Source organism: Neorhizobium turbinariae, from assembly GCF_023223505.1.
Taxonomy (GTDB): domain Bacteria; phylum Pseudomonadota; class Alphaproteobacteria; order Rhizobiales; family Rhizobiaceae; genus Neorhizobium; species Neorhizobium turbinariae.
Genome location: NZ_JALPRY010000023.1, coordinates 128233 through 154653, shown reverse-complemented (window position 1 = coordinate 154653; position 26421 = coordinate 128233). Strand labels below are relative to the sequence as shown.

Annotated in this window: 26 protein-coding genes; 16 read left to right on the top strand and 10 right to left on the bottom strand. The window is 62.4% G+C overall.

What is annotated here, in order from left to right:
• Nucleotides 1-24: 24 nt before the first annotated feature.
• From cpaB to M0654_RS18965, 7 genes are read left to right on the top strand one after another with little or no spacing between them, the layout of a single operon-like run.
• Entirely contained in the window at nt 25-831 is an 807-nt protein-coding gene (gene cpaB, locus M0654_RS18995) for a Flp pilus assembly protein CpaB (RefSeq protein WP_118851303.1), read from the top strand.
• 57 nt (nt 832-888) lie between these two features.
• Entirely contained in the window at nt 889-2391 is a 1503-nt protein-coding gene (locus M0654_RS18990) for a type II and III secretion system protein family protein (protein WP_118851302.1), read from the top strand.
• A 51-nt stretch (nt 2392-2442) separates the two neighbouring features.
• A complete protein-coding gene (locus tag M0654_RS18985; protein ID WP_248684422.1) occupies nt 2443-3123 on the top strand; it encodes a CpaD family pilus assembly protein in 681 nt (226 codons plus the stop codon).
• 19 nt (nt 3124-3142) lie between these two features.
• On the top strand, nt 3143-4438 hold the full coding sequence (locus M0654_RS18980) for an AAA family ATPase (protein ID WP_118851300.1): 1296 nt from the start codon (nt 3143-3145) through the stop codon (nt 4436-4438).
• Nucleotides 4439-4453: 15 nt separating this feature from the next.
• Nucleotides 4454-5956, top strand: coding sequence for a CpaF family protein (locus M0654_RS18975; protein ID WP_248684421.1), 1503 nt, complete (start codon nt 4454-4456; stop codon nt 5954-5956).
• A gap of 13 nt (nt 5957-5969) precedes the next feature.
• Nucleotides 5970-6983: a type II secretion system F family protein gene (locus tag M0654_RS18970; RefSeq protein ID WP_248684420.1), complete on the top strand. Its 1014-nt coding sequence runs from the start codon at nt 5970-5972 to the stop codon at nt 6981-6983.
• Nucleotides 6984-6993: 10 nt separating this feature from the next.
• Nucleotides 6994-7971: a type II secretion system F family protein gene (locus M0654_RS18965; protein WP_248684419.1), complete on the top strand. Its 978-nt coding sequence runs from the start codon at nt 6994-6996 to the stop codon at nt 7969-7971.
• A 226-nt stretch (nt 7972-8197) separates the two neighbouring features.
• Here the strand turns inward: M0654_RS18965 and M0654_RS18960 are convergent, their stop codons facing one another.
• The 3 genes from M0654_RS18960 to M0654_RS18950 form a co-directional block, all read right to left on the bottom strand.
• Nucleotides 8198-8512 carry a hypothetical protein gene (locus M0654_RS18960; RefSeq protein WP_248684418.1) on the bottom strand — a complete coding sequence of 105 codons (315 nt, stop codon included), beginning with the start codon at nt 8510-8512 and terminating at the stop codon, nt 8198-8200.
• Between the two features lie 76 nt (nt 8513-8588).
• Nucleotides 8589-9596: an NAD-dependent epimerase/dehydratase family protein gene (locus tag M0654_RS18955; RefSeq protein WP_248684417.1), complete on the bottom strand. Its 1008-nt coding sequence runs from the start codon at nt 9594-9596 to the stop codon at nt 8589-8591.
• 96 nt (nt 9597-9692) lie between these two features.
• Nucleotides 9693-10088, bottom strand: a complete 396-nt coding sequence (locus M0654_RS18950; protein ID WP_245450354.1) for a response regulator — start codon at nt 10086-10088, stop codon at nt 9693-9695.
• 206 nt (nt 10089-10294) lie between these two features.
• Here M0654_RS18950 and M0654_RS18945 point away from each other — a divergent pair, with 206 nt between their 5' ends.
• On the top strand, nt 10295-10690 hold the full coding sequence (locus M0654_RS18945; protein WP_248684416.1) for a DUF1236 domain-containing protein: 396 nt from the start codon (nt 10295-10297) through the stop codon (nt 10688-10690).
• A gap of 63 nt (nt 10691-10753) precedes the next feature.
• On the opposite strand, the gene pncB is transcribed toward M0654_RS18945, so the two are convergent.
• From pncB to M0654_RS18910, 7 genes are all read right to left on the bottom strand, one after another.
• The gene (gene pncB / locus M0654_RS18940; RefSeq protein WP_248684415.1) at nt 10754-12058 is read right to left on the bottom strand and encodes a nicotinate phosphoribosyltransferase; all 1305 of its coding nucleotides are present in this window, start codon (nt 12056-12058) and stop codon (nt 10754-10756) included.
• Between the two features lie 178 nt (nt 12059-12236).
• Complete coding sequence (locus M0654_RS18935) at nt 12237-12566, bottom strand: hypothetical protein (RefSeq protein WP_248684414.1); 330 nt, start codon at nt 12564-12566, stop codon at nt 12237-12239.
• A 105-nt stretch (nt 12567-12671) separates the two neighbouring features.
• The gene (locus tag M0654_RS18930) at nt 12672-13622 is read right to left on the bottom strand and encodes a 2-hydroxyacid dehydrogenase (protein WP_248684413.1); all 951 of its coding nucleotides are present in this window, start codon (nt 13620-13622) and stop codon (nt 12672-12674) included.
• Between the two features lie 12 nt (nt 13623-13634).
• A complete protein-coding gene (locus tag M0654_RS18925; RefSeq protein ID WP_248684412.1) occupies nt 13635-15263 on the bottom strand; it encodes an ABC transporter ATP-binding protein in 1629 nt (542 codons plus the stop codon).
• The gene (locus M0654_RS18920; RefSeq protein ID WP_248684411.1) at nt 15260-16399 is read right to left on the bottom strand and encodes an ABC transporter permease; all 1140 of its coding nucleotides are present in this window, start codon (nt 16397-16399) and stop codon (nt 15260-15262) included. The genes M0654_RS18925 and M0654_RS18920 overlap by 4 nt, the downstream gene beginning before the upstream one ends.
• Nucleotides 16399-17481 carry a microcin C ABC transporter permease YejB gene (locus M0654_RS18915; RefSeq protein WP_248684410.1) on the bottom strand — a complete coding sequence of 361 codons (1083 nt, stop codon included), beginning with the start codon at nt 17479-17481 and terminating at the stop codon, nt 16399-16401. Before M0654_RS18915 ends, M0654_RS18920 begins: the two co-directional genes overlap by 1 nt.
• Nucleotides 17482-17625: 144 nt before the next feature.
• A complete protein-coding gene (locus M0654_RS18910; protein WP_390920801.1) occupies nt 17626-19461 on the bottom strand; it encodes an extracellular solute-binding protein in 1836 nt (611 codons plus the stop codon).
• A 192-nt stretch (nt 19462-19653) separates the two neighbouring features.
• On the opposite strand from M0654_RS18910, the gene mepA reads away from it, so the two are divergent.
• The 8 genes from mepA to phnN all read left to right on the top strand — a co-directional run bounded on the left by mepA (nt 19654) and on the right by phnN (nt 26373).
• Nucleotides 19654-20700, top strand: a complete 1047-nt coding sequence (gene mepA / locus M0654_RS18905; RefSeq protein ID WP_390920798.1) for a penicillin-insensitive murein endopeptidase — start codon at nt 19654-19656, stop codon at nt 20698-20700.
• A 121-nt stretch (nt 20701-20821) separates the two neighbouring features.
• Nucleotides 20822-21202 (top strand): methylglyoxal synthase, encoded by a 381-nt coding sequence (locus M0654_RS18900; protein ID WP_248684409.1) that lies wholly within the window; start codon nt 20822-20824, stop codon nt 21200-21202.
• 8 nt (nt 21203-21210) lie between these two features.
• Nucleotides 21211-22233: a glucokinase gene (locus M0654_RS18895; RefSeq protein WP_248684408.1), complete on the top strand. Its 1023-nt coding sequence runs from the start codon at nt 21211-21213 to the stop codon at nt 22231-22233.
• Nucleotides 22234-22305: 72 nt separating this feature from the next.
• Nucleotides 22306-23124 carry a 4-hydroxy-tetrahydrodipicolinate reductase gene (gene dapB, locus M0654_RS18890; RefSeq protein ID WP_248684407.1) on the top strand — a complete coding sequence of 273 codons (819 nt, stop codon included), beginning with the start codon at nt 22306-22308 and terminating at the stop codon, nt 23122-23124.
• Between the two features lie 26 nt (nt 23125-23150).
• Nucleotides 23151-23786: a 2,3-bisphosphoglycerate-dependent phosphoglycerate mutase gene (locus M0654_RS18885; protein ID WP_248684406.1), complete on the top strand. Its 636-nt coding sequence runs from the start codon at nt 23151-23153 to the stop codon at nt 23784-23786.
• Between the two features lie 162 nt (nt 23787-23948).
• Nucleotides 23949-24662, top strand: a complete 714-nt coding sequence (locus tag M0654_RS18880) for a DUF1045 domain-containing protein (RefSeq protein WP_248684405.1) — start codon at nt 23949-23951, stop codon at nt 24660-24662.
• Entirely contained in the window at nt 24659-25795 is a 1137-nt protein-coding gene (locus M0654_RS18875; protein ID WP_248684404.1) for an alpha-D-ribose 1-methylphosphonate 5-triphosphate diphosphatase, read from the top strand. The genes M0654_RS18880 and M0654_RS18875 overlap by 4 nt, the downstream gene beginning before the upstream one ends.
• Complete coding sequence (phnN, locus tag M0654_RS18870) at nt 25795-26373, top strand: phosphonate metabolism protein/1,5-bisphosphokinase (PRPP-forming) PhnN (RefSeq protein WP_248684403.1); 579 nt, start codon at nt 25795-25797, stop codon at nt 26371-26373. Before M0654_RS18875 ends, phnN begins: the two co-directional genes overlap by 1 nt.
• The last annotated feature ends 48 nt before the right edge of the window (nt 26374-26421 follow it).

Below are 26421 nucleotides of genomic sequence, written 5' to 3'. Positions count from 1 at the left end.
ATTGTATTTCCAAGGACTGGCCTCATGAAGCCGACCCGTATCATCATTCTTTCGGTTGCCGTCGTGGCTGCGGGCCTCGCGGGACTGCTCGCCATGCAGCTGACCGGAGCGAAAGCGCCGGGCGTCGTAGAGACGATCGTGCAGAAAGAGCCCACGGTTCGGGTTCTCGTCTCCGCTGAGAACCTTCCCGTCGGTAGCCGCATTAGCGACAAGGCTGTCGAGTGGGTGGCCTGGCCGCAGAGCGGCCTCATCGACGGGTTCATCACCGACTCGATCCGCCCGGAAGCGGTCACCGAGCTGCAGGGCACGATCGTGCGCATGCCGATGTTCAAGGGTGAGCCGGTTCGCGCCGAAAAGATCGCCGATGCCTCGAGCCGCATCATGGCCTCACTGCTTCCCTCCGGCAAACGCGCCGTCGCCACCGAGATCTCCGTCGCGACCGGCGCTGGCGGCTTCGTGCTGCCGAACGACCGGGTCGACATCATCATGGTCCGCCAGAACAAGGATGGAGGCGGCTACATCACCGAAAACATCCTGAACAACGTCCGCGTGCTGGCAATCGACCAGCAGATCCAGGAGAGCGAGGATGGTTCGAAGGCTGTCGTTGGTACGACTGCCACGCTCGAACTCACCCCCGACCAGGCCAAGGTGATTGCCGTGGCGCAGCAGATGGCAGACCGCCTGACACTTGCCCTGCGCTCCGTCGCCGACTCCCAGGAAGCCGACACCGCAGCTGCCGACTACCTGCTGCACGACGGTGACGGCAAGAACGAGATTCAGGTGATCAAGTCTGGCACGGTCGTCAAAAGCACGCCGATGCAAGCGAAGTAACGGAGCTGTCACGTGAGCAAGCTGATCCATAGAATTCGCAGTTCGGCAGCGGCCAGCATGGCCTTCTGCCTCGCGTTTTCAAGCATGCCGACAAGCCTCGACCACGCGAGCTTCGGCATTCCGCAGGCGAAGGCCGCAAGCAATAGCGTCATCCGCATCACCGATGGCGGCCCTGGCGTGCGCAAGCGCCTGTCGCTGGGCTTGAACAAGGCCCTCGTCGTTGATCTTCCTTCCGACGCCCATGACATCCTGGTCGCTGATCCGACCATGGCGGATGCGGTGACCCGCACCTCGCGCCGCATCTACCTCTTCGGCAAGACTGTCGGCCAGACGAACATCTTCGTTTTCGGCCCGGGCGGCGAGGAAATTGTAAGCCTCGACGTACAGATCGAGCGTGACATCTCCGGCCTCGAGCAGAACCTTCGCCGCTTCCTGCCGGAGTCAGCCATCAAGGTCGAAATCATCTCGGACAACATCGTGTTGTCTGGCACTGTGCGCACGCCGCAGGATTCAGCGCAGGCCGAACGGCTTGCCAATGCCTTCCTCAAGGGCGGTGAAGCCACCACCCGCAATATCACCGCGCAGGGTAACAACGGCGACGCGGACATTTTCGCCGAAGACCGCCAGCAATCGCAGATCGTCAACCTGCTCACCATCGAGGGTGAAGACCAGGTAACGCTGAAGGTGACGGTTGCCGAAGTCAGCCGCCAGGTGCTGAAGCAGCTCGGCTTCAACGGCTCGGTGCAGGGTCCGCGCGGCTCGATCTCCTTCGCCAACCCGGCAAACCTCGGCAATGCCATCAATACGGTCGCCACGGGTGCGCTGGGCGGCCTCGTCGGCAATACCAGCCTTGCCACCTACATGAACGCCATGGAACAGGCCGGCGTGATGCGCACGCTCGCCGAACCGAGCCTCACCGCAATCTCCGGCCAGCAGGCCAAGTTCTATGTCGGTGGCGAATATCGCCTGCCGGGCACCCAGGAAGTCAGCACCCAGAACAACGCGACCACCGTCGAGCGGACCATCCAGACGGTCGACTACGGCATCGAGCTGAACTTCAAGCCGGTGGTGCTCTCCCCCGGCCGCATCAGCCTGCAGATCGAGACAAACGTTTCCGAGCCGACCTATGAGGGTTCTGCCGTGACCGGCAACGGGATCTCGCCGCGGGTCGCAGGCAACACCTACATGTCAATCCGCAAGCGCGAAGCCTCGACCTCCGTGGAACTGCCGTCCGGTGGTTCGATCGTAATTGCCGGCCTCGTGCAGGACAATGTGCGCCAGGCGATGTCGGGACTGCCGGGCATCTCGAAGGTGCCGGTATTCGGCACGCTCTTCCGCAGCAAGGATTTCGTCCGCAACGAGACCGAACTCGTCATCATCGCGACGCCCTATCTGGTGCGCCCGGTGGCACGCAACGAGATCGCGCGGCCGGATGACAACTTCAATCCCGAGAACGACGCAGCCACCTTCTTCCTCAACCGTGTGAACAAGATCTACGGCCGCAAGGAGCCCGTTGCCAAAGGGCAATACCACGGCGCCGTCGGCTTCATCTACAAGTGAGCGGTCATGGCTAATGAAACTCAAGCATTTCCGGCCGAAGGACACGATGTCATGACAGATGACAAGGCACACCGCACCACGCGCAGGTTTGCTGCAGCAACCGTGCTTCTAGCAACGGTCGCGCTTCTTTCCTCCTGCGGCAACAGCCAGCTCACCACCGGCTCGATACCGGACGACTACCGGACCCGCCACCCGATCGTGATGGCCGAAGCCGAACATACGCTGGATATTCCCGTCGCATCCGGCGACATCCGCCTGAACGCCGGCATGAAGGATACGGTTCGCGGCTTTGCCCAGAATTTCGTTGCCTCGCCGGCTGGGGTGATCCAGGTCCAGGTGCCGCGCGGTTCCTACAATGCAGGTGCCGCCCAGCATCTTGCCGGCGACGTGCGCCGCACGCTGATCGGCACAGGAATCAAGCCGCAGCGGATCCTGATGAGCAGCTATTCTGCCTCTCCTGATGGCGACGCGGCCCCGATCCGTCTCGCCTATGTTGCGACGAAAGCCATGACCAGCGCCTGTGGCGAGTGGCCGGACGACCTTTCGGACAACACCTTCGGCAACCGGAACTGGTACAATTTCGGCTGCGCCAGCCAGAACAATCTGGCTGCGCAAGTCGCCAATCCGACCGACCTGATCGCACCGCGGGCCACGACGCCGATCGATGCGACGCAGCGGGCGAAGGTCATCAGCGACTACCGCACCGGTGGCTCGACCACCACAAGACCATAACGGGAGGCGGGGGACCCACATGAGCGCGATCAACTACGAAATCCGCACGCCCGGCGAGGATGAACGGTTCGCCGAAGTTGCCGAGCGTTCCGACCACCTCGACGCCTTGCGCCCGCTGCCGCGCATCTCCGTGCATGCCTTCTGCGAAAGCGAAGCCATGCAGCGGATGATGGACCGGATGGCGCGCGACCGCCGGATGTCCAAGGTCAACCTTCGGGTGACGATCGGCAGCACGGACGCTGCCGCCAACATGTTCTCGTCGTCGCCGACGCCGAACCTGATCATCCTCGAAACGGAAGCCGACCCGAAGAACCTGCTGGTCGAGCTCGCGCCGCTGGCCGAGGTCTGCGACCCCTCCACGCGCGTGATCATTGTTGGGCGCTACAATGATATCGGCCTTTACCGCGAACTGATCCGCAACGGCATTTCCGAATATCTCGTCGGACCGGTGCAGATGCAGGACATGCTTGCCTCCATTTCGGCCATCTTCGTTGATCCGGAAGCCGAACCGCTCGGCAAGTCGATCGCCTTCATCGGCGCCAAGGGTGGCGTGGGCTCTTCCACCATCGCCCACAACTGCGCCTTCGGCATCTCAAGCCTGTTTTCGACCGAAACCATTCTTGCCGACCTCGACCTGCCGTTCGGGACCGCGAATATCGATTTCGACCAAGATCCTGCGCAGGGCATTGCGGAAGCCGTGTTTGCGCCGGAGCGGCTGGATGAAGTCTTCCTCGACCGCCTGCTGACAAAGTGCTCCGAGCACCTGTCGCTGCTGGCCGCGCCCTCGCTTCTCGACCGCGCCTATGACTATGACCGCGGCGCGTTCACGCCGATCATCGAACTCCTGCAGCGCAGCGCACCGGTCGCGGTACTCGACCTGCCGCATGCCTGGAGCGAGTGGACACGTTCCGTGCTTTCGGAAGTCGACGAGGTGGTGATCTGCGCCGTTCCGGATCTCGCGAACCTGCGCAACACGAAGAACATGATCGACGCGCTGAAGAAGCTGCGGCCGAACGACCGCCCGCCGCATCTCATCCTCAACCAGGTGGGCATGCCGAAGCGCCCGGAGATCACCCCGAGCGACTTTGTCGAGCCGCTGGAGATCGAGCCGATCGCCATCCTGCCCTTCGATGTGCAGTTGTTCGGCAATGCCGCCAACAGCGGCCGGATGATTTCCGAGATCGATGCCAAGTCGCCGGCTGCCGAAACCTTCTCGCAGATCGCCCACATCGTGACCGGTCGCATGGCGGTGAAGAAGGCAAAGAAGGCCGGCCTCGGCGGGCTCATCGGAATGCTGTCTCGCAAGAAAAGCTAATACCAGGAAGTCGTCATGTTCGGAAAACGCGGAAACGAAGGATCTGGCAAGAGCGTCGGCGCTGGCTTTGCGCCAGCCGCGGCACCCGCTTCGGCCGCGACGGTCATGGCCAGACCCGGCACGCCTGAGATCCTTGCAGAACCCGGTCGTGACCTGGGTGGCCCTCGCCAGCCCGTGGCACCGCCGCCGCTCGCGCCCCAGCCGCCGGCCACAGCGCGCAAGCGCGCGCCACGCACCGAGCACTATTACGACACCAAGAGCCAGGTTTTCTCGGCGCTGATCGACACGATCGACCTGTCGCAGCTCGCCAAACTTGATGGCGAAAGCGCGCGCGAAGAAATCCGCGACATCGTCAACGACATCATCACCATCAAGAACTTCGCGATGTCGATCTCCGAGCAGGAAGAACTGCTCGAAGACATCTGCAACGACGTTCTGGGTTATGGTCCGCTGGAGCCGCTGCTCGCCCGCGACGACATCGCCGACATCATGGTCAACGGTTCCGGCCAGACCTTCATCGAAGTTGGCGGCAAGACGATCGAATCCGAAATCCGCTTCCGCGACAACGCGCAGCTCCTGTCGATTTGCCAGCGCATTGTCAGCCAGGTCGGCCGCCGCGTTGATGAAAGCTCGCCGATCTGCGACGCGCGCCTGCCTGATGGCTCACGTGTCAACGTCATTGCCCCGCCGCTTGCGATCGACGGCCCGGCGCTGACGATCCGCAAGTTCAAGAAGGACAAGCTCAACCTCGACCAGCTCGTGAAGTTCGGGGCGATCACGCCCGAAGGCGCGACGCTTTTGCAGATCATCGGCCGCGTTCGCTGCAACGTGGTGATCTCCGGCGGTACCGGTTCGGGTAAGACGACGCTTCTCAACTGCCTGACGCGCTACATCGACGCCCATGAACGCGTGATCACCTGCGAAGACACGGCCGAACTGCAGCTGCAGCAGCCGCATGTGGTGCGCCTGGAAACCCGCCCGCCGAACATCGAAGGCGAAGGCGAGATCACCATGCGCGATCTCGTCAAGAACTGCCTGCGTATGCGCCCGGAACGGATCATCGTCGGCGAAGTGCGCGGACCGGAGGTTTTCGACCTGCTGCAGGCGATGAACACCGGCCACGACGGCTCGATGGGCACGATCCACGCCAACACGCCGCGCGAATGCCTCAGCCGCATGGAGTCAATGATCGCCATGGGCGGCTACACCCTGCCCGCCAAGACGGTGCGCGAAATCATCGTCGGTTCGATCGATGTCATAGTTCAGGCTGCCCGCCTTCGCGACGGTTCGCGCCGCATTACCCAGATCACCGAGGTGATCGGCATGGAAGGCGACGTGATCGTGACGCAGGACCTGATGCGCTACGAGATTGACGGTGAAGACGCCAATGGCCGCCTTATCGGCCGCCATGTCGGCACCGGCATCGTCAAGCCTCATTTCTGGGACCGGGCCCGCTACTTCAACGAGGACAAGCGCCTCGCCGCCGCCCTCGACGCCATGGACAAGGCGAGGGATTAAGGGAGGATCTTCCATGTTTGGGATGGATATGACCGTCATAGCGATTATTGCGCTCGTGGCCATTGCCGCGGGCGCTGTTTGCTATGCGCTGATGTTCTCCCGCGTGGAAGCGGAAAAAAGTGCCGATGCGCGCCTGAACCGGGTGAAGGCGGCCGAAACCGACTTCAACAAGTTGAAGGCCGCACGCGACCGCGTGCAGGAGCTTTCCAAGCGCCGCAAATCGGTCCAGGATTCGCTCAAGGAGCTGGAAAAGCAGCAGGAAGAAAAGAACCGGCGGATGGGCAAGGGCAGCATCAAGGCCCGGCTTGCCCAGACCGGCTATTCGCTCAGCCTCGGCCGCTTCTATCTCCTGAGTGCCGTGTTCGGCATCTTGATGTTCCTGCTTACGCTGTTGATGGGCCTGCCGCTGCTGGCGGCCCTCGGCACCGCATTTGCATCCGCCATCGGCGTGCCGCGCTGGGTCGTTGGTTTTCTCGTCAAGCGTCGCCAGAAGAAGTTCCTCGAGGAGTTTCCAAACGCGCTTGACGTGATGACGCGCTCCATCAAGTCCGGCCTGCCCTTGAACGACGCGCTGCGGCTCATCGCGGCCGACGGACAGGAGCCGGTGAAGACGGAGTTCCGGCGCGTGGTCGAATCCCAGCAGGTGGGCCTGAGCATTCCCGAAGCCATCGCCCGCATGATGATGACGATGCCGCTGCCGGAGGTGAACTTCTTCTCGATCGTCATTGCGATCCAGAGCCAGGCGGGCGGCAACCTGTCGGAAGCGATCGGAAACCTTTCCAAGGTGCTGCGCGACCGAAAGAAGATGAAGGCCAAGGTCAGCGCCCTGTCTATGGAAGCCAAGGCATCGGCCGTCATCATCGGCGCGCTGCCGTTCATCGTGGCGACGCTCGTGTACCTCACCTCGCCGCAGTATATCAGCATCCTGTTCACCGACCCGCGCGGCCACCTGATCCTCTTGGCTTCGGGCGTGTGGATGTCGATCGGCATCTTCGTCATGCGCAACATGATCAATTTCGACATCTGAGGAGACGGCAGTGAAAGACCTTGCGACGACGCTGACCGATCCCGCCACACTGCTGGCCCTATTGGTGGCGCTGGCCGTGTTCGCCACGCTTTATTCGCTCGCCACGCCCTTCCTTGAGCGCGGCAACCTCGACAAGCGCATGAAGGCCGTTTCCACCGAGCGCGAGCAGATCCGCGCCCGCGAACGTGCGCGGATAAACGCCGAGCAGTCTAAGACGTCGCTGCGCACCCAGAACAACCAGTCCGTCCGGCAGATCGTCGAGCGCTTCAACCTGCGCAAGGCGCTGGTCGACGACAACACGGTGAACCGCCTGAAGGCTGCCGGCCTGCGTTCACAAAACGCGCTCAACGTCTTCCTGCTCGCGCGTTTCCTGCTGCCCTTCTTGTTCCTGGCCGCGGTCGCCTTCTGGGTCTTCGGGCTTGGCAACCTGGCCGGCCAGTCCTTTGCCGTGCGCCTGCTCGTGACGATCGGCGCCGCCTATATCGGCTTCTACGCCCCGAACATCTATGTCTCGAACCTCGTCAGCAAGCGCCAGCTGTCGATCAAGCGTGCATGGCCGGACGCGCTCGACCTGATGCTGATCTGCGTCGAATCCGGTATTTCGATGGAAGCGGCGATGCGCCGTGTTGCCGAGGAAATGGCGCAGCAATCTCCGCCGCTTGCGGAAGAAATGGTGCTGACCATGGCGGAGCTCTCATTCCTCCAAGACCGTCGAACGGCGCTCGAGAACCTTGGCACCCGTACCGGGCTCGATATCGTCAAGGCGGTGACGCAGGCGCTGATCCAGGCCGAACGCTACGGCACGCCGATCTCGCAGGCGCTGCGCGTGCTGGCGCAGGAAAGCCGTGATGAACGCATGAACGAGGCGGAAAAGAAGGCCGCCGCCCTGCCGCCGAAGCTCACCGTGCCGATGATCCTGTTCTTCCTGCCGGTGCTGATCGCCGTCATCCTCGGCCCGGCCGGCATCCAGGTCGCCGATCGCTTCTAGTCGATCTACTTCTTGATGAACTGCACCTGAACTTCAGCTTCAGTGCCGGTTCAGTGCGTGCCGCGCAATCTTGATCGCGTGAATGCAACAGCGCCCTTTATGCGCGATGCGAGAGGATCAGACCCATGCTTGCACGCTTTTGCATCAACCTTGCCCTGATCAGCGGTGTCGTCACGGTGATCACCCGCCTCATCTGAACACGCAGGCGAAGACGACGTCAGGCACATTACATCTCGACGCTGACCTCTTGCCAGCGACGGTTCTGCTCGTCGAAAGCGATCTCTACCTTGAAAGGCTTGCGATCGAAGCCATCGGCCGCGCGGACGTCGAACAGGCCGCGGGCCTCAAGCCGGCAGCCGTAGTGCCGGACATTCGTCAGGGCGAAGCCGACCACGCCCGCCTGTGCCTCGACGATCTCCGCGGATTTTTCCAGCGCGAGGTCGGCGGCGCAAGGATGCGCATTCGGCTCACCAGTCGCCATGACGAATGCAAGCGCTGCCAGCGGGGCGGCAAAGGCGATCGATCCTGCTGCGATGTTCATTCCGCGACCTCCTCCCACTCGGATCAAGCCAGGATAACGCGCTTCAGCGACGGCGCAAACAGCCGTCGCTGACCGATCAGTCGATCTCGTTGCGATGATCGAGATACCAATCCACAAACGCCTTCACACCGACATCAAGGCCGATCTCGGGCTTTCGGCCTGTAAGAGCGACGAGCAAATCGGGGCTCGCAAAGGTACGCGGCACGTCACCCTTCTGCATCGGCAGCATCTTGCGCTTGGCAGGCTTGCCCATGACCTTCTCGATCGTCTCGACGAAGTCCAGGAGGCCGGCCGGCTGGCCGCCACCGATATTGACGACGCGGAACGGGCCCTGGTGCGACAGCGTGTCGATCTCGGGCACGCGGTTTTCTTCGCCCGGAAACACCTTCGACAGGTCTATGATCGAGTTCACCAGGTCATCGATATAGGTGAAGTCACGGCTCATCTTGCCTTCGCCGTAGATCTCGATCTCGCGGTCTTCGATCATCGCCTTGACGAACTTGAAGAGCGCCATGTCGGGCCGTCCCCAGGGACCGTAGACGGTGAAGAAACGGAAGGCGGTGATCGGCATCTTGTGGAGATGCGCGTAGGAATGCGCCATCAGTTCCATGCTCTTCTTCGTTGCGGCATAGAAGGTCAGCGGCTCGTCCGCCTTGTCGATCTCGCGGAACGGCACGTCCGGGTTCGAGCCATAGACCGAGGAGGTGGAGGCGAGCATCAGGTGCCCCACCTGGTGGGCGCGGGCGATCTCCAGGATATTCCAGGAGCCGACGAGATTGGAATCGAGATAGGCTTTCGGGTTTTCAAGGCTGTAGCGCACGCCGGCCTGGGCTGCGAGATGGATCAGCACGTCCGGCTTGAAGCTTGAGACTGCCTCTTCCAGCAGCGCCTTGTCTTCCAGCATGCCGATCACCGGCCGGAAGGTTGGAAACTGCGCCAGTCCCGCATGCCGCGCTTCCTTGAGGCGCAGGCTGTAATAGGGCGTCATGCCATCGAAGCCCAGGACCTCGTGGCCGTCCTCCAGCAGGCGTCGCGCCAGATGGAACCCGATGAAGCCTGCCGTACCGGTGATGAAATAACGCATGTGCGAGCCTGTCGTCAGAAGCGGAAAGTCACTCCTGATGCTCTAGAGCCTCGAGGGACTTTCGACAACAAGGGTGCCGGTGAAAGATTGCGCTTTCTAGTGGAAGAGGCGCAGGCGCGCGGGCGGCGTGCCTTCACGGCCGTTCTTGCGGTCGACGGCAAACTGGATGAGGTCCATCGATGCCTGGTCGGTAAGAGGCTTGGCCATGACCCCCACTACGCCGGATACGCCGGATGCCACGAGGCCCGGATTGCCGGTGATCATGATGACGACGATGCCGTATTCCGCCAAGGCCCTGGCGATTTCGGGGCCGGTTTCGCCATCGGCGAGGCGCACGTCCACAAAGGCGATGTCAGTTTCTCGGGTGTAGTTCAGCGCAACAGTCATGTCCGGTGCTATGCCAACAACATCATGCCCGCTGCGGTGGATCGCGTCTTCGATGTCCATGGCCACCAACAGACTGTCTTCGACGATCAGGAAACGGTATTCCAAAGCTTGCTCCTCCAGATCCAGCACGCGAAATAGACTTATAGCCCCACTTGGCAAGTGGAAGACCATGTTAGCTGCGCATTTTTTAGAAATGTGATCGAGCTACGCCCGGTCAATGTAACAGAGGCTCACGAAAGGTGAGCGATCGGGAGGAACCACTTTCGACCTTCATGAATTATCCGCCGGAACTCAACGAACGGAGAAGACACATGAAGAAGATCATCCTTGCTTCCTGCGCTATTCTTGCAGCGTCCTTTGCTGGCCAGGCCAGTGCCCAGGAGAGCACCGTTAATGGCGCTGCAGGTGGTGCCGTCACCGGCGCCATCGTTGGTGGCCCAGTTGGTGCAGCCGTTGGTGGCGTAGTTGGCGCCGTTGCCGGCACCGCAATCGACCCGCCGCCGCGTGAAGTCGTTACCTATGTCGAAGAACAGCCGGCAACGACGGCCGTCACCATCGAAGAGCCGGTTGTGGTCGGCAAGCCGATCCCGAGCAGCGTCGTGGTCACGCCGGTACCGAGCAACCCGAAATACGCCTATACCGTGATCAACAAGCAGCGCGTCATCGTTGATCCGGAAACCCACACGGTGGTCCAGGTCATCGACTAAGCCTGGCGCATCACTGATAAAAAAGCCCTGCTGCTACCAGCAGGGCTTTTTTTCGCATCCGGCCTAGACGAGAACCGCCTGGTCGACCCGGTCATCCTGGCCGAAGAATTTGAGGTAACGCTCCACCTCGGCCGGATCGCCGGTGGCCTTGCGCGGATTGTCCGACAGCTTCACCGCTGGACGGCCGTTCGCCTCGCTGACCTTGCAGACGACCGAGATCGGCATCAGGCCGGCATTTTCCGTCGGCGCGCATCCGGCAAAATCGTTGGTGAGGTTGGTGCCCCAGCCGAAGCTCATGCGCACCCGCCCCTCAAAATGCTTGTAGGTGTCGATGATGGCATCGACATCCAGGCCATCGGAGAAGATCAGCAGCTTCTTGCGCGGGTCGCGGCCCATCTTCTCCCACCAGGCGATGATCTTCTCGCCACCTTCGATCGGCGGCGCGCTGTCGGGGCGGAAGCCGGTCCAGTCAGCGATCCAGTCCGGCGCGTCGCGCAGGAAGGCGGCCGTGCCGAAGGCATCGGGAAGCACGATCAGCAGGTTACCGTGGTAGAGCCGGTTCCAGTCCTTGAGCACCTGGTAGGGTGCGGCGCGCAGCTCCGCATCCGTATTGGCAAGTGCTGCGGCGACCATCGGCAATTCATGCGCGTTGGTCCCGACGGCTTCAAGATCGGAATCCATCGCGAGCAGCACGTTGCTGGTGCCGGTAAACGCCGGGCCGATGCCTTCCTTCAAGGCTTCGACGCACCAGCGCTGCCACAGGAAGGAATGGCGACGGCGGGTGCCGAAGTCGGAGATGCGCAGCCCGGGCAGCATGCGCAGCCGCTCCACCTTTTCCCACATCTTCGCCTTGGCCCGGGCATAGAGCACATCCAGCGTGAAGAAGCCGAGCGAGCGCATGGCGCTGCGCGATCGAAGCTCGTTGATGATGGCGAGTGCCGGGATTTCCCACAGTGTCGTATCCATCCACTTGCCGTGGAAGGTCAGTTCGTACTGGCCGTTCTGCTTGCGCAGTTCGTATTCCGGCAGCCGGTAAGTCGACAGCCAGTTGAGGAATTCCGGTTCGAAGATCTGCTTGCGGCCATAGAAGGTGTTACCGGCGAGCCAGATCATCTCCTTCTTGGAAAGGGTGACGCTTCGCGCATGGTCGAGCTGTTCGCGCAGTTCACCCTCGTCGATCTCCTCCGCCAGCTTGACGCTGGTGGTGCGATTGATCACCGAGAAGGTGACATCGACATCCGGATACAGCTTCCAGATCATCTGCAGCATCAGAAGCTTGTAGAAGTCCGTGTCGATAAGGCTGCGGATGATGGGGTCCAGCTTCCAGGTATGGTTATAGACCCTGGCTGCGATATCCGTCTTGGTCATGCCTGCCCTTGCCTCGATCTTCCGGAAGATCGACTCCGCCGACTCGAGATGCATTCGGAGGCAACGGCTGCTCCACCTCCGGGGCAGACTTATCGAAAACTTTGGAGATGAAGTCTAGACGCAAATCGGCCGCGAGCGAGCGCGGCCGAGGGAAATTCTTTTCAGATCAGTTGGCGGGTTAGTTGCCCGACTGGGAATCGTTTGCAGCCGACGCTGGCGGCGGAGCGGCCGCAGGATCCGCGCTTGGCGCGGCATTGGAGCTCTGCGGCGTGGTGCTGCCGGCCGGTGGCGTTGCCGTCTGGGCGTCTGGTGCATCGCTTGCCTCGCCCCACCATTGCGCAACGGCAAAGGCGATTGCCACGAGGACAAGGGCACTGATCAGCACTTTGAGGACCGGAAGGCCCTGGCGTCCCTGGCGGGCGTCGGTTGCAGTCTCGACCACGGGGCGAGAACCAGCAGTACCGGCTGGGCGGTTTCCGGCGTCCTTGGGATCGAAACGGGTATTCATGATTTCGCTCCTGGTTTGGGGCCGGTAACATCCGGCTCATCGACAAGGAAACGAAAGGCCACGGCGAATGTTCCGCCATGGCCGGAGGTCATTGGAACGGTTGCGTTAGTAACCGGTCGTTCGGTCCACCACGTGCCGCAGCGGCTGCCCGGCCTCGTAGTCATTCATCTGCGCTTCCGCGTTGCGGAACAGGGCCCGGACATCCGAAGCCGATGCCGCGTGCGGCGTGATGATGACGTTCTCCATCGACCACAGGGGGCTCGTTTCCGCCAATGGCTCCTGCTCGAACACGTCAAGCGAGGCGCCGCCGAGAACGCCGTTCTTCAGGGCTGCGATCACATCCACTTCCACCTGGCTGCCGCCGCGGCCGGCATTGATGAAGACCGGCTCGCCCAGGGCGCCACCCTGGCGCAGCTTGCCGATCAGGTCTGCGTTGAAAATGCCGCGGGTCTGCGGCGTCAGTGGCAGCAGGCCCACCAGGATATCCGTCTTGGCGAGGAATTCGTCCAACCCGCTTTCATCGAAGGTTTCGACGCCGCCGATCACCTTCTTGCTGCGCGACCAGCCGATGACGTTGAAGCCCATGATCTTGAGCTTGGCGACCGAATCCTGACCCAGTACGCCGAGGCCCATGACGCCGACCGTGAGATCCTTGGCTTCCGGCTGGGTCAATTCCCGCCAGACCCGCTCTCGCTGCTGCTTTGCATAAGCGGGGACCTGGCGCAGATGGCTGAGCGCCTGCAGGACCACCCACTCGCTCATGCGCGTCGTCAGGCTTTCATCCACGAAACGGACGATCGGGATGTCGGGAAGGTTCGGCATGGCGAGGATGTAATCGACACCGGCACCGCCGGAAAAGAGCACCTCCAGCTTCGGCGCGCGCTCAAACAGGGTCGGATCGGGCTTCCAGATCACCGCGTAACGTGCGTCAGACAGGTCGGCCGCAGCATCCGCGGCGCGCAGCACGGTGCGGCCTGCAAAGGCGTTGCTCAGTGCCTCGTCCACCTCTCGACGCGCGAACTTGAGATCGATGACGACCGTTTTCTTCTCAGACATGCTTCATTCTCGTTACTGGTTGATTGCCGCGGTTTCGACGGTTTCAAGGTTGAAGGCCGCCGCCATCAGGGCGCGGGTATAATCCTCGCGCGGCGCGCGGAAGATCTGCTCGGCCGGCCCTTCCTCCACCACCTTGCCAAGCCGCATGACGATGACATGGTTGGCGAGCGCCTTCACCACCTTCAGGTCGTGGCTGATGAAGAGGTAGGCGAGGTCGTGCTTCTTCTGGAGATCGCGCAGGAGATCGACCACCTGCGCCTGGACGGTCATGTCGAGCGCCGAGGTCGGCTCATCGAGCATCACGAAACGCGGTTTCAGCACCATGGCGCGGGCAATGGCAATGCGCTGCCGCTGGCCGCCCGAAAACTCATGCGGATACCGCCAGCGGGTCGCCGGATCGAGCCCCACTTCCTGCAGCGCCCAGACGACCCGCTCGTCGCGCTCGTCGGCCGACAAACCCTTCTCGTGGACCTTCAGGCCCTCCGCGATGATCTCACCCACCGGCATGCGCGGGCTGAGTGAGCCGAACGGATCCTGGAAGACGACCTGCAGCCTGTCGCGGAAGGGCCGCATCTCCTTGAAGGAGAAGTTGTTGATCTCGTTGCCGATAAAGGCGATCCGTCCCTGCGAGGAGATGAGGCGCGCCAGCGCCAGACCGAGGGTTGTCTTGCCCGAACCGGATTCACCAACGACGCCCAGCGTCTCGCCGGCCCGCAGCGTAAGATCCACGCCGTCCACCGCCTTCACATGGTCGACCACCTTGCGCAGCAGGCCCGACTTGATGGGAAACCAGACGCGGATGTCCTTGCCTTCCATCACCACCGGCTTCGTCGGATCGGGAACGGGCGGTTCGCCACGTGGCTCCGAAGACAGGAGGTGGCGGGTGTATTCGTGCTGGGGGTTCCGGAAAACCTCCTCCACCGTGCCCGTCTCGACGATCTTGCCCTTGGTCATGACGCAGACGCGATCGGCGAACTTGCGGACGATGCCAAGGTCATGGGTGATGAACAGCATGGACATGCCATGCTCGCCCTTCAGATTGCGCAACAGGTCGAGGATCTGTGCCTGGACCGTCACGTCGAGCGCGGTTGTCGGCTCGTCGGCGATCAGCAGCTTCGGCCGGTTGGCGAGCGCCATGGCGATCATGACGCGCTGCCGCTGTCCGCCGGACAACTCGTGCGGATAAGCCTTCAGTCGCTTTTCCGGCTCGCGGATGCCGACCTGGGCGAGAAGTTCGAGCGTCCTTACCCGCGCCGCCTGCCCGGTAACCGCCTGGTGCAGCTCAAGGATCTCGCCGATCTGCTTTTCGATCGTATGGAGCGGATTGAGCGAGGTCATCGGCTCCTGGAAGATCATCGTGATGTCATTGCCGCGCACATGGCGCAGATGCGCTTCCGACGCCTTCAGCAGGTCCTTTCCGTCGAACAGGATTTCGCCGGTCGGATGGCTTGCGGCCGGATAAGGCAGCAGCTTCAGGATGGAGTTGGCCGTGACCGATTTACCCGAGCCGGATTCGCCCACCAGCGCCATCACCTCGCCGGGCATGATATCGAAGGAGACGCGGTCGACAGCCGTGGTCGTGTTGCCGCCCTGGTGGAAGGCAACCGACAGGTCTCGTACGGAAAGAAGCGGGCTCGTCATCCGAACGTCTTTCTGGGGTCGAACGCATCGCGCACCGCCTCACCGATGAAGATCAGCAGCGACAGCATGATCGACATGGTGAAGAAGGCCGTGAAGCCAAGCCATGGGGCTTGCAGGTTGTTCTTGCCCTGCTGGATCATCTCGCCAAGCGACGGCGAACCCGGCGGCATGCCGAAGCCGAGGAAGTCGAGCGAGGTGAGCGTGGCGATCGATCCCGACAGGATGAACGGCAGGAAGGTCAGCGTTGCAACCATCGCGTTCGGCAGCAGGTGCCGGTACATGATCGTCCAGTTGCCGACGCCGAGCGCGCGGGCGGCGCGGACATATTCGAAGTTTCGTGCCCGCAGGAATTCCGCCCGAACGACGCCGACAAAGCCCACCCAGGAGAAGAGCAGCATGATGCCGAGCAGCACGAAGAAGCCGGGCGGCATGATCGCGGCGATGATCAGCAGGATGTAGAGAACCGGCATGGAGGACCAGATCTCGATGAAACGCTGCAGCAGCAGGTCCGTCCAGCCGCCGAAGTAACCCTGTACCGCACCAGCCGTGACGCCGATGATGGCCGAGCAGATGGTCAGCGCCAGGCCGAACAGGACGGAGATCCGGAAGCCGTAGATCATCCGCGCCGTCACGTCGCGCGCCTGGTCGTCGGTGCCGAGCCAGTTCATGTTGCCGAGGATGCAATTCGGATCGGCGTCCTGCTCGGGATAGGCCTTGCAGCGCTCTTCCTTGTCCATCAGCCAGAAGGGCTCGGTCGGCGCCGAATGCGGAATGTTGGAATTGACCGTCTGGTAGGAATAACGGATCGGCGGCCAGATCATCCAGCCGTTTGCCTCGATCTCCTGGGAGATGAACTCGGAGCGATAATCGGTGGTCGCCAGGAAGCCACCGAACTTCTCCTCCGGATAATCCACCAGAACGGGGTAGAGGATCTCGCCCTTGTAGGAGGCGATGATCGGCCGGTCATTGGCGATCAGCTCGGCAAACAGGCTCAGCACGAACAGGATCATGAAGATCCAGAACGACCAGTAGCCGCGCTTGTTGGCGCGGAAATTGGCAAGGCGCCGCTTGTTGGTGGGCGAAAGCCACGGCCGCTTCTGCGGTCCGGTTGTCATGGCGGCAGCGGATGCTTCCATCACACGTCCCTCCGCTCGAAGTCGATGCGGGGGTCGATCCAGGTGTAGATCAGGTCCGAGATCAGGCTGACGACGAGGCCCATGAGCGAGAAGATGTAAAGCGTGCCAAAGACGATCGGGTAATCGCGGTTGACGATGGCGAGGTAACCGAGGCGGCCCAGCCCGTCGAGCGAGAAGATGTTTTCGATCAGCAGCGAGCCGGTGAAGAAGGCGGAGATGAAGGCGCCCGGGAACCCAGCGATGACGATCAGCATCGCGTTGCGGAAGACGTGCCCGTAAAGCACCTGCCGCTCGTTCAGACCCTTGGCGCGCGCCGTGGTCACATACTGCTTCTTGATCTCGTCGATGAAGGAGTTCTTGGTCAAAAGCGTCGTGGTGGCGAAGGCCGACAGCGACATGGCGATCAGCGGCAGGGTGAGGTGCCAGAAATAATCGATGATCTTCTGCCACCATGTCAGCTCGGCGAAATTGTCCGACACCAGGCCACGCAGCGGGAACCAGTCGAAGAAGGAGCCGCCGGCAAACAGCACGATCAGCAGGATGCCGAACAGGAAGCTCGGCACCGCATATCCGACAATGACGATGCCGGACGTCCAGACGTCGAAGCTCGACCCGTCCTTCACCGCCTTGCGGATGCCGAGCGGGATGGAGATCAGGTAGGAGACGATGAGGATCCAGAAGCCGAGCGAGATCGACACTGGCAGCTTGTCGATGATGAGGTCGAGCACCGAGGTGTTGCGGAAGAAGCTTTCGCCGAAGTCGAAGCGGAGGTAGTTCCACATCATCTCGAGGAAGCGCGTCAGCGGCGGCTTGTCGAAACCGAACTGCTGTTCGAGCTTCTTGATGAACTCCGGATCAAGCCCCTGGGCACCGCGATATCGCCCATCGTCGCCGCCGCCCTGGGTCGCCAGATCATTGCCCGCACCGGAAAGCCGGTCGCCGGTGTCCTGACCCTGGATCTGCGCGATGATCTGTTCCACCGGACCGCCCGGCGCGAACTGCACGACAAGGAATGAGATCGCCATGATACCGATCATGGTCGGGATCATCAGCAAGATTCGGCGGAGAATATAGGCACCCATCAGGGCGTCCTTCCCATCGCTGCGGGCTTCGCTCTGCCGGTCCTGTCAATGAGGCTCAAAAGGCTTCTTCCTCGTTCTGAGCGAATCAATCGATCAATATGGAACAGGTGCGGGCCAGCAGTGCAAGCCTGCAGCCTTCCCCCATCAGTTGCCGGTCTTGGCGTACCAGGTGTCCGGGAAACCGATCCCGTATTCGGGCAACGTCTCGGGGCGCGTGATCCGGTTCCAGTAGGCGACCTTCATCTCGCCGGAATAAAACAGCGGGATCACATAGTGGTTGGCGAGCAGCACCCGGTCCATCGCCTTGACGGCTGCGATCTGGTCCTCGCGGTCCGGCGTGAAGACGATCCTGCGGATCAGGGTATCGATCGCCGGATCGGCGATGCCGGCATAGTTTCGCGACCCCTCGCGGCTGACCGACTCCGAGCCCCAATATTCCATCTGCTCATTGCCGGGATTGAGCGTTTGTGCCCAGACGGCCCAGATCACGTCGTAGTCGAAGCTTCGCGTCCGGTTGATGTATTGCGAGGAGTCCACGGTGCGGATGCGGGCGTCAATGCCGATCTTCTTGACGCTGGCCACGAACGGATTGACCGAACGCTCCTGCGAGGCGCTGTTGAGCAGGATTTCGAAGCTCAGCGGCTGGCCGGTCTTGGCGTTGACCATCCGGTTGCCCTTGAGCTCCCATCCCGCCTCCTTCAGCAGTTCGACGGCCTTGCGCAGGTTGTCGCGCACTTTGGCCGGATCACCGCCCACCGGGTTCTTGTAGGGCGTGGTGAACACCTGCGGCGGCACCTTGTCCTTCAGTTCCTCAAGGATGGCGAGCTCGCGCCCTTCGGGCAGGCCGGAGGAGGCAAGTTCGGTGCCCCAGAAGAAACTGTCGACCCGCTTCAAACCGCCATAAGCGAGGTTCTTGTTCATCGTCTCGAAATCGAAGGCGTAGTTCAGCGCCTCGCGGACACGGGCGTCCTTGAAGATTTCCCGGCGCATGTTGGGCACCATGGCCTGCATGACGCCCGTTGCCTTGAACGGATTGGTGAGTGCTTCCTTCTTGATCCGCCCATCCTTTACGGCATCGAAGTCGTAGCGGGTCGCCCAGCGGCTGGAACTGTTCTCCTGACGAAAGTCGATCGTGCCGGCGCGGAAGGCCTCGAACTCCACATCGGCGTCGGCAAAATAGGTGTAGCTGATGGAGCGGAAGTTGTTCTGCCCGCGATTGATCGGCAGATCCTTGCCCCAATAGTCGTCGCGCAATTCGTAGCGCACCACCGAGCCAGGCTGGATCGCCGCGATTTTGTAGGGTCCGGAGCCCATTACCGGCTCCAGTGTCGTACGGGTAATGTCGCGCTGCCGGCCCTGGCTGTCCTTGCCTTCCCACCAGTGCTTGGGAAGGATCGGGAAATCGCCGACGATCGACGGCAATTCCTTGTTGTTCTTTTCGTCGAAGTGGAAGGTCACCTCGCGTTCGCCGCTCTTTTCGGTGCCCGTCACATGGCGGTAGTAGCCGGAATAAAAGGCGCTGTTCTTCTTCAGCGTCTCCATGCTGAAGATCACGTCCTCGGGCGTCACCGGCTCGCCATCCGCCCACTTCGCTTCCGGCCTCAGCCGGAAGGTGACGGTCGACATGTCTTCCGGATAGGACACCGCCTCGGCAAGCAGCCCATAGGTGCCGAAAACCTCTTCTTCCGAGCGCTTCATCAGCGTGTCGTAGATCAGACCGACGCCGGAGGCGACCGTGCCCCGGTCGATGACGATATTGACGTTATCGAAGGTCCCTTCGTCGCCGAGCCGCAAGTCGCCGGCCTTGGGTGCATCGACGTTGACATAAGGCAGTTGCTTGAAGTCTGGCGGAAGCTTGAGGTCGCCGATCACCGCCATCCCGTGGCGCCATTGCGGCTCCTGGGCGGTCGCGATCGATGCGGTGGCAACAAAGGCGGCTGCAGCCACCGCAAGAGCCCGCTTCATTCGGCCGAACGTCATTCTCTACCTCTTGGTCAAGCGTCGATCTCGCGGTGAAGCATAGGGCAAAACCGGGCAAAAAACAGGGCGACCCACTCACAAGCATTTTATCCGGGAGCCGCTGGCACGGCCGCGAGCCGCCGCCATCTCCATTTCACCAAAATCCTGTTTCAGGTAGATTCGCCATAGGAACTGATTTGCCGCGGAGCTGAAATGGAATCGACCTTGGGTGGCATGCTGCGCTTTGCTGCGGCCGGAATACTCTGTGCGGCGCTCGCCGCGCCGGCTTTCGCGAAAGACGAGGCGCCTGCCAAGCAGTTGTTCGGAGCGGTGAAGCTGCCTTCGAGCTCGCCTGCCCAGCCGTTCGGTTTCTACGCCAAGGGCTGCATGTCCGGCGCCGTTGCCTTGCCAACCGATGGCCCGACCTGGCAGGCGATGCGGCTTTCGCGAAATCGCCGCTGGGGCAACCCGCAGATGATCGCGCTTCTCCAGCAGTTCAGCCAGGACGCGGCCCGGCTGGGATGGGGGTCCGGCATCCTCGTCGGCGACATTTCCCAACCGCGCGGCGGCCCGATGCTGAACGGCCACGCATCGCACCAGATCGGCCTTGATGCCGACATCTGGTTCACGCCGAAGCCGGCCCAGCCGCTGACGCCGCAGCAGCGCGAGGACATGCCATTCACCTCCATGCTGGACAAGAGCAAGTTCCTGACGGTCGACGACCGTCGCTGGACCGGCACGCATGCCAAGCTGGTGATGCAGGCGGCAAGCTATCCCCAGGTGGAGCGCGTCTTCGTCAATCCGGCGATCAAGAAGAAGCTCTGCGAAACCTGGCGCGGTGACCGCTCGCTGCTTGGCAAGGTGCGGCCGGTTTATGGCCATGACGAGCATTTCCATATCCGCATGGCCTGCCCGCCGGGCGCGACATCCTGCAAGAAACAGGCACCGACGCCGACTACCGATGACTGCAACAGCAAGGAGCTCGCCTGGTGGTTCACCAAGGAGCCCTGGGCGCCGCCGCCGAAGCCGGATCCCAACAAGAAGCCGGTGAAGCCGCGCCAGGTGACGCTCGCTGACCTGCCGAATGCCTGCTCGGTGGTGCTTGCCGCGCCTTCGCGCTCAGAGGACGCAGCGACCTTTGGCGGCGCCATGGCCTATAGCGCCCAGCCTGCCGCTTCGGCACCGGCACAAGCCGTCGGCACCGTGATGGAGTCCTCGCTGCCCCTTACCAACGTGCCGCTGCCATCGCCGCGGCCGTGAAGTTCATCTGCGAAAGCCGGTTCTTGAAACCGGCTGGCGCTCCGCCACCTTCCCAAGCGACGAACCGCAGGCTAGAAGCTTGCAAATCGATTGAAACCGTTCTTGGGGAGAACGTCCAATCATGCCGGCAAAGCCCTGCATCGCACTGATCGCGCACGACCAGAAAAAGGCCGACATGGCCGATTTTGCGCTTCAGCACCAGGGCGCCCTCTCCCGCTTCCGTATTGTTGCAACCGGCACGACCGGCGGTCGCGTGCAGGAAGCGTGCCCCGATCTTGATGTCACCCGGCTGAAAAGCGGCCCGCTTGGTGGTGACCAGCAGATCGGCGCGATGATCGCCACCGGCGAAGTGGACATGCTCATCTTCTTCATCGACCCGCTGAGCGCCCTGCCGCATGATGTAGACGTCAAGGCACTGACGCGGCTCGCCACCGTCTACGACATTCCGATGGCGCTCAACCGCGCCACTGCCGAAAAACTCATCGACTTCCAGAAGGACTAAGCGTTCGAATGGCCGACAGCATGAAGACCGACAAGCTGCCCTTTCCGATCCTGATCGGCGACATCGGCGGCACCAATGCACGCTTTTCGGTCCTGACCGACGCCGATGCCGAACCGATCCCCTTCCCGAATATCCGCACCGCCGACTATCCGACCATCGATGCGGCAATCCAGAACGTCGTGCTGGCTTCCACGTCTGTGCGGCCGCGTTCGGCGATCCTTGCCGTGGCGGCGCCGGTGGACGGCGACGAGATTGACCTCACCAACTGCGACTGGGTGGTGCGCCCCAAGGGCATGATCGCCGAACTCGGTTTCGATGACGTGCTGGTGGTGAACGACTTCGAAGCCCAGGCGCTTGCCGTGGCTGCCCTGCCGCGGGATTTCCTGGACAAGCTTGGCCGGGGCGGCGAACCGCAACTTGCCTCGCGGGTGGTGCTTGGCCCGGGCACCGGCCTTGGCGTTGCAGGCCTTGTCCATGCACGCGAGATCTGGTTTCCGGTGCCGGGCGAAGGTGGGCATGTCGATGTCGGCCCGCGCTCCGATCGCGACTTCGAGGTTTTCCCGCACCTGAAGCGGATCGAAGGACGTGTGTCGGCCGAAGAAATCCTGAGCGGCCGCGGCGTCATCAACATCTACCAAGCCGTCTGCAAGGCCGATGGCGTCCAGCCAAGCTTCAGCGATCCGGCGGATGTGACCGCCCGTGGCCTGGATGGATCGAACCCCCAGGCTGTCGAGACGCTTTCGTTGTTTGCCACCTATCTCGGCCGCGTCGCCGGCGACATGGCGTTGATCTTCATGGCCCGCGGCGGCGTCTATCTTGCCGGCGGCATCTCGCAGAAAATCATCCCGGCGCTGAAGAAGCCGGAGTTTCGCGCGGCCTTCGAGGACAAGGCACCGCATTCGGAACTGCTCAGCACCATTCCAACCTTCGTGGTGACGCATCCGCAGGCGGCACTGGCGGGCCTTGCAAGCTTTGCCCGAGCCCCCTCGGCCTATGGCATTGCAACCGACGGACGCCGCTGGCTTCGCTGACGGCGGCTGCACCTTTCAAATAGGGATCCAAGCCGCTAAGAAGCGGTGGAGCGAAATTCGGGAACAGCCGCCATGACATCAAATGACATGAAACTCGTCGTCGTCGGCGCGGCAGGCCGCATGGGCCAGACCCTGATCCGCGTGATCAGCGAGACGCCAGGCGTGATGCTGCACGCAGCTATCGAACGGGAAGGTTCGCCCTTTCTCGGCAAGGATGCAGGTGAAATGGCCGGCGCCGGAACGCTCGGCATTCCCGTGACCGATGATCCGCTGAACGCTTTCCTCGATGCCGAAGGCGTGCTCGATTTTACGGCGCCGCAGGCGAGCGTCAACTTCTCGGTTCTCGCCGCCCAGGCCCGGATCGTCCATGTAATCGGCACCACCGGCTGCTCGGCGGAAGACGAAGCCAGGTTCGAAGCGGCGGGTCGCCATGCCCGCGTCGTCAAGTCCGGCAACATGAGCCTCGGCGTGAACCTGCTCGGCGTATTGACCGAACAGGCCGCGAGAGCCCTGCCCTCAGCCGGCTGGGACATCGAGATCGTCGAGATGCATCACAAGCACAAGGTCGATGCGCCATCAGGCACTGCGCTGCTTCTCGGCGAAGCAGCCGCCAAGGGTCGCGGCATTGATCTCGCCGCCCATTCGATTCGCGTTCGTGACGGTCATACCGGCCCGAGACCCGATGGCGCGATCGGTTTTGCTACACTGCGGGGCGGCTCCGTGGTCGGCGATCATTCCGTTCTGTTTGCAGCCGAAGGTGAACTGGTAACGCTGTCGCATAGCGCGCGCGATCGCTCGATCTTCGCCCGCGGCGCCGTTGCGGCCGCCGTCTGGGCGCGCGGGCAGAAGCCCGGTTATTATTCCATGCTCGATGTTCTCGGGCTTTCTTGAAAGACAACATCCCTCGGAGGAATTTGATGAGCGGCACCCTTGTCCTCGTTCGCCACGGCCAGAGCGACTGGAACCTCAAGAACCTGTTCACCGGCTGGCGAGACCCGGAACTCACCCCGCTCGGCATCCAGGAAGCCCAGGCCGGCGGCCAGGCTTTGGCCGACACCGGCATCAAGCTCGACATCGCCTTTACCTCGGATCTGAAGCGGGCGCAGGACACGCTGAAGATCGTGCTGGAAAAGGTCGGCCAGCCCGGCCTCGAAACCATCCGCAACCAGGCGCTCAACGAGCGCGACTACGGCGACCTGTCGGGCCTCAACAAGGATGACGCGCGCGCCAAATGGGGCGAGGAGCAGGTGCATATCTGGCGCCGCTCCTATGACGTACCGCCTCCGGGCGGCGAGAGCCTGCGCGACACGGGCGCCCGCGTCTGGCCCTATTACCTCACCGAAATCCTGCCGCGGGTTCTGCGGGGCGAAAAGGTTCTCGTGGCGGCCCACGGCAATTCGCTGCGTTCGCTGGTGATGGTGCTTGACCGGCTGAGCAAGGAAGAAATCCTCAAGCTCAACCTCGCCACGGGCGTGCCGATGGTCTACCGCCTCAACGCGGATTCGACCGTTGCCTCGAAGGAAGTGCTCGGCGACATGTCCGGCGCGCACTGAGCGTCTGATCCTTGAAACGATCTTCAAGCCGGTTGCCTTGCAGCCGGCTTTTTCTTTTGGTCTCCTGTTCAGACCCCACATCTTTTCGTTGCGGGTGCTGTTTCCGGATCGGGCACCGCGCTAGTCTCATGTCGTGCCTTCGCTGATTCCGGAACTTCATCATTGCGCTACGCCCTCTATTACTCGCCCGCCGAAGACCATCCGCTGACGGCGGCCGCATCGCGCTGGCTTGGACGCGATGCGTTCTCGGACGAAAGTTTCGCGACCCCCGATGTGCGCGGTTTGGCGTGCGGCGATGTCCATCAACTGACGGCCGACCCGCGCCGATATGGTTTCCACGCGACGCTAAAGGCGCCGTTCGAACTGGCGCCCAACAAGACGGAGGCGGAATTGGTTGCTGCGCTTGCGGCGTTCGCGGCCGCAACACCGGCTTTCACAATTCCGAATGTGATCCTGGGCCAGCTTGGTCGTTTCTTTGCCATCGTGCCTGACCGGATTTATCCGGAACTGCAGGATTTTGCGGCCCGCGTGGTCGAGGATTTCGAGCCTTTCCGCGCGCCGTTGTCCGAGGCCGACATCGCACGACGCAAGCCGGGAAACCTGCCGCCCACCCAGCGCGCCTACCTTGACCGCTGGGGTTACCCTTACGTGATGGACGAGTTCCGCTTCCACATGACCCTGACGGGTCAGGTGCCGCCAGAGCAGGCGGAGGCGATGAAGGCGGAACTCAGCCAGCGTTTCGCGCCGTTCATCCAGCAACCGCTTTCGATCGACGGGCTTGCCCTGTTCGTGGAGCCGGAGCGCGGCGCCCCCTTCACCGTCCATCGCTGGTGCGCGCTCGCACCGGCCGCCGATAGCAGGAAGACTGCCCCATGACTGAACAGGTTTTCACCAATGCCAGGATCGTGCTGGAAGACCACGTCGTCCATGGCTCGCTGCAAATCCGCGACGGCTTGATCGCGGATGTTTCGGAAGGTTCCGTCACCAGCGGTGAGGATCTTGAAGGCGACTATCTTATTCCCGGCTTGGTCGAATTGCACACCGACCACCTGGAGCAGCATTATTCGCCGCGCGCCGGCGTGCGCTGGAACACCACCGCGGCGATCCAGGCGCATGACGCGCAGATTGCCACCTCCGGCATCACCACCGTGTTTGATTGCCTGCGAATGGGTGCAGACGAGGACGGCGGCTTTCCGCGCGGCGAGATGCGCGCCATGGCGGATGCGATCCAGGCGGCCGAGAAACAGGGACGCTTGCGCTCCCAGCACCTGCTCCACCTGCGCTGCGAGGTATCAGCCGACAACGTGCTGGAGCATTTTGCCGACTTCGAGACGGACCCGTTTGTGCGCCTCGTCTCGCTGATGGACCATGCGCCGGGCCAACGGCAATTCCAGACGATGGACCAGTACATCTATTACTACAAGAAGAAGCGCGGGCTGAGCGACGAAGCATTCGACGCCTTCTGTGCCAAGCGGATCGGCGAATCGCAGCGCAATTCGACGCCGCACCGCACTGCCATTTCCAAGGTCTGCCGGGAGCGCGGCATCACCATTGCCAGCCACGACGATGCCACCCTCGGCCATGTCGACGAAGCGATCGAGAACGGCGTGCGGCTGGCCGAGTTTCCGACGAGCTTCGATGCGGCCAAAGCCTCCCACGAAGCCGGCATGAGCGTGCTGATGGGAGCGCCGAACATCGTGCGCGGCAAGTCACATTCCGGCAATATCGCCGCGCGCGACCTTGCCGAACGCGGCGTGCTCGATGTCCTGTCGTCGGATTACGTGCCGCTCAGCCTGCTGCATGCGCCCTTCGTGCTGGCCGACGAAATGGATGGCATTTCGCTGCCCGCAGCGCTGGCGATGGTCACCGCCAACCCGGCCCGCACCGTCGGCCTCGACGATCGTGGCCGCATTGCCGTCGGCCTACGGGCGGATCTGGTGCGGGTTCATCGTGTCGATGGTGTTCCCGTGGTACGCGCCACCTGGCGCCAGGGCCGGCGGGTCGCCTGATGGCAAAGGCCAAGCCGGGCTGCATGGCAGTCGTTGTTGGCCCTAGCGGCGCCGGCAAGGACACGCTGATCGCACGAGCCGCGGCACATTTCGGCGATCGCGACGGCATCGTCTTCGTTCGGCGGATCATCACCCGTGACGCGGCAGCCGGCGGCGAAGATCATGACGGCGTGGGCGACGCGGAGTTTGAGGCGCTTGCGGCATCCGGCGGTTTTGCGGTTTCCTGGGATGCACACGGGTTGCGATACGGCATCCCCGTCGAAACCCGGCAGGCCGTCGAAACCGGGCGGCTTGTCATTGCCAATGGCTCGCGCTCGGCGCTGCCGCATTTCAAGGCCGCCTACCCTCGCCTTGTCGTTTTCAACGTGACGGCCCGTCCGGAGGTGCTGGCCCGACGCCTGGCCGAACGTGGTCGCGAGACGGAGGATGAGATCAGGCAGCGTCTGGCGCGCAGTTCGCTGGAGGTGACCGGCAACTATCAGGTCGTCACCATCGACAACAGCGACAGCCTCGAAGTAAGCGCCGGGGCTTTTATTGCTGCTCTTCAGGAGCTTTACTGCGGGACTCACTTCACCTGAGGAAAACTCTTTTCTCCGCCGACTTTACTCTTCACTGACCCGCGCTAG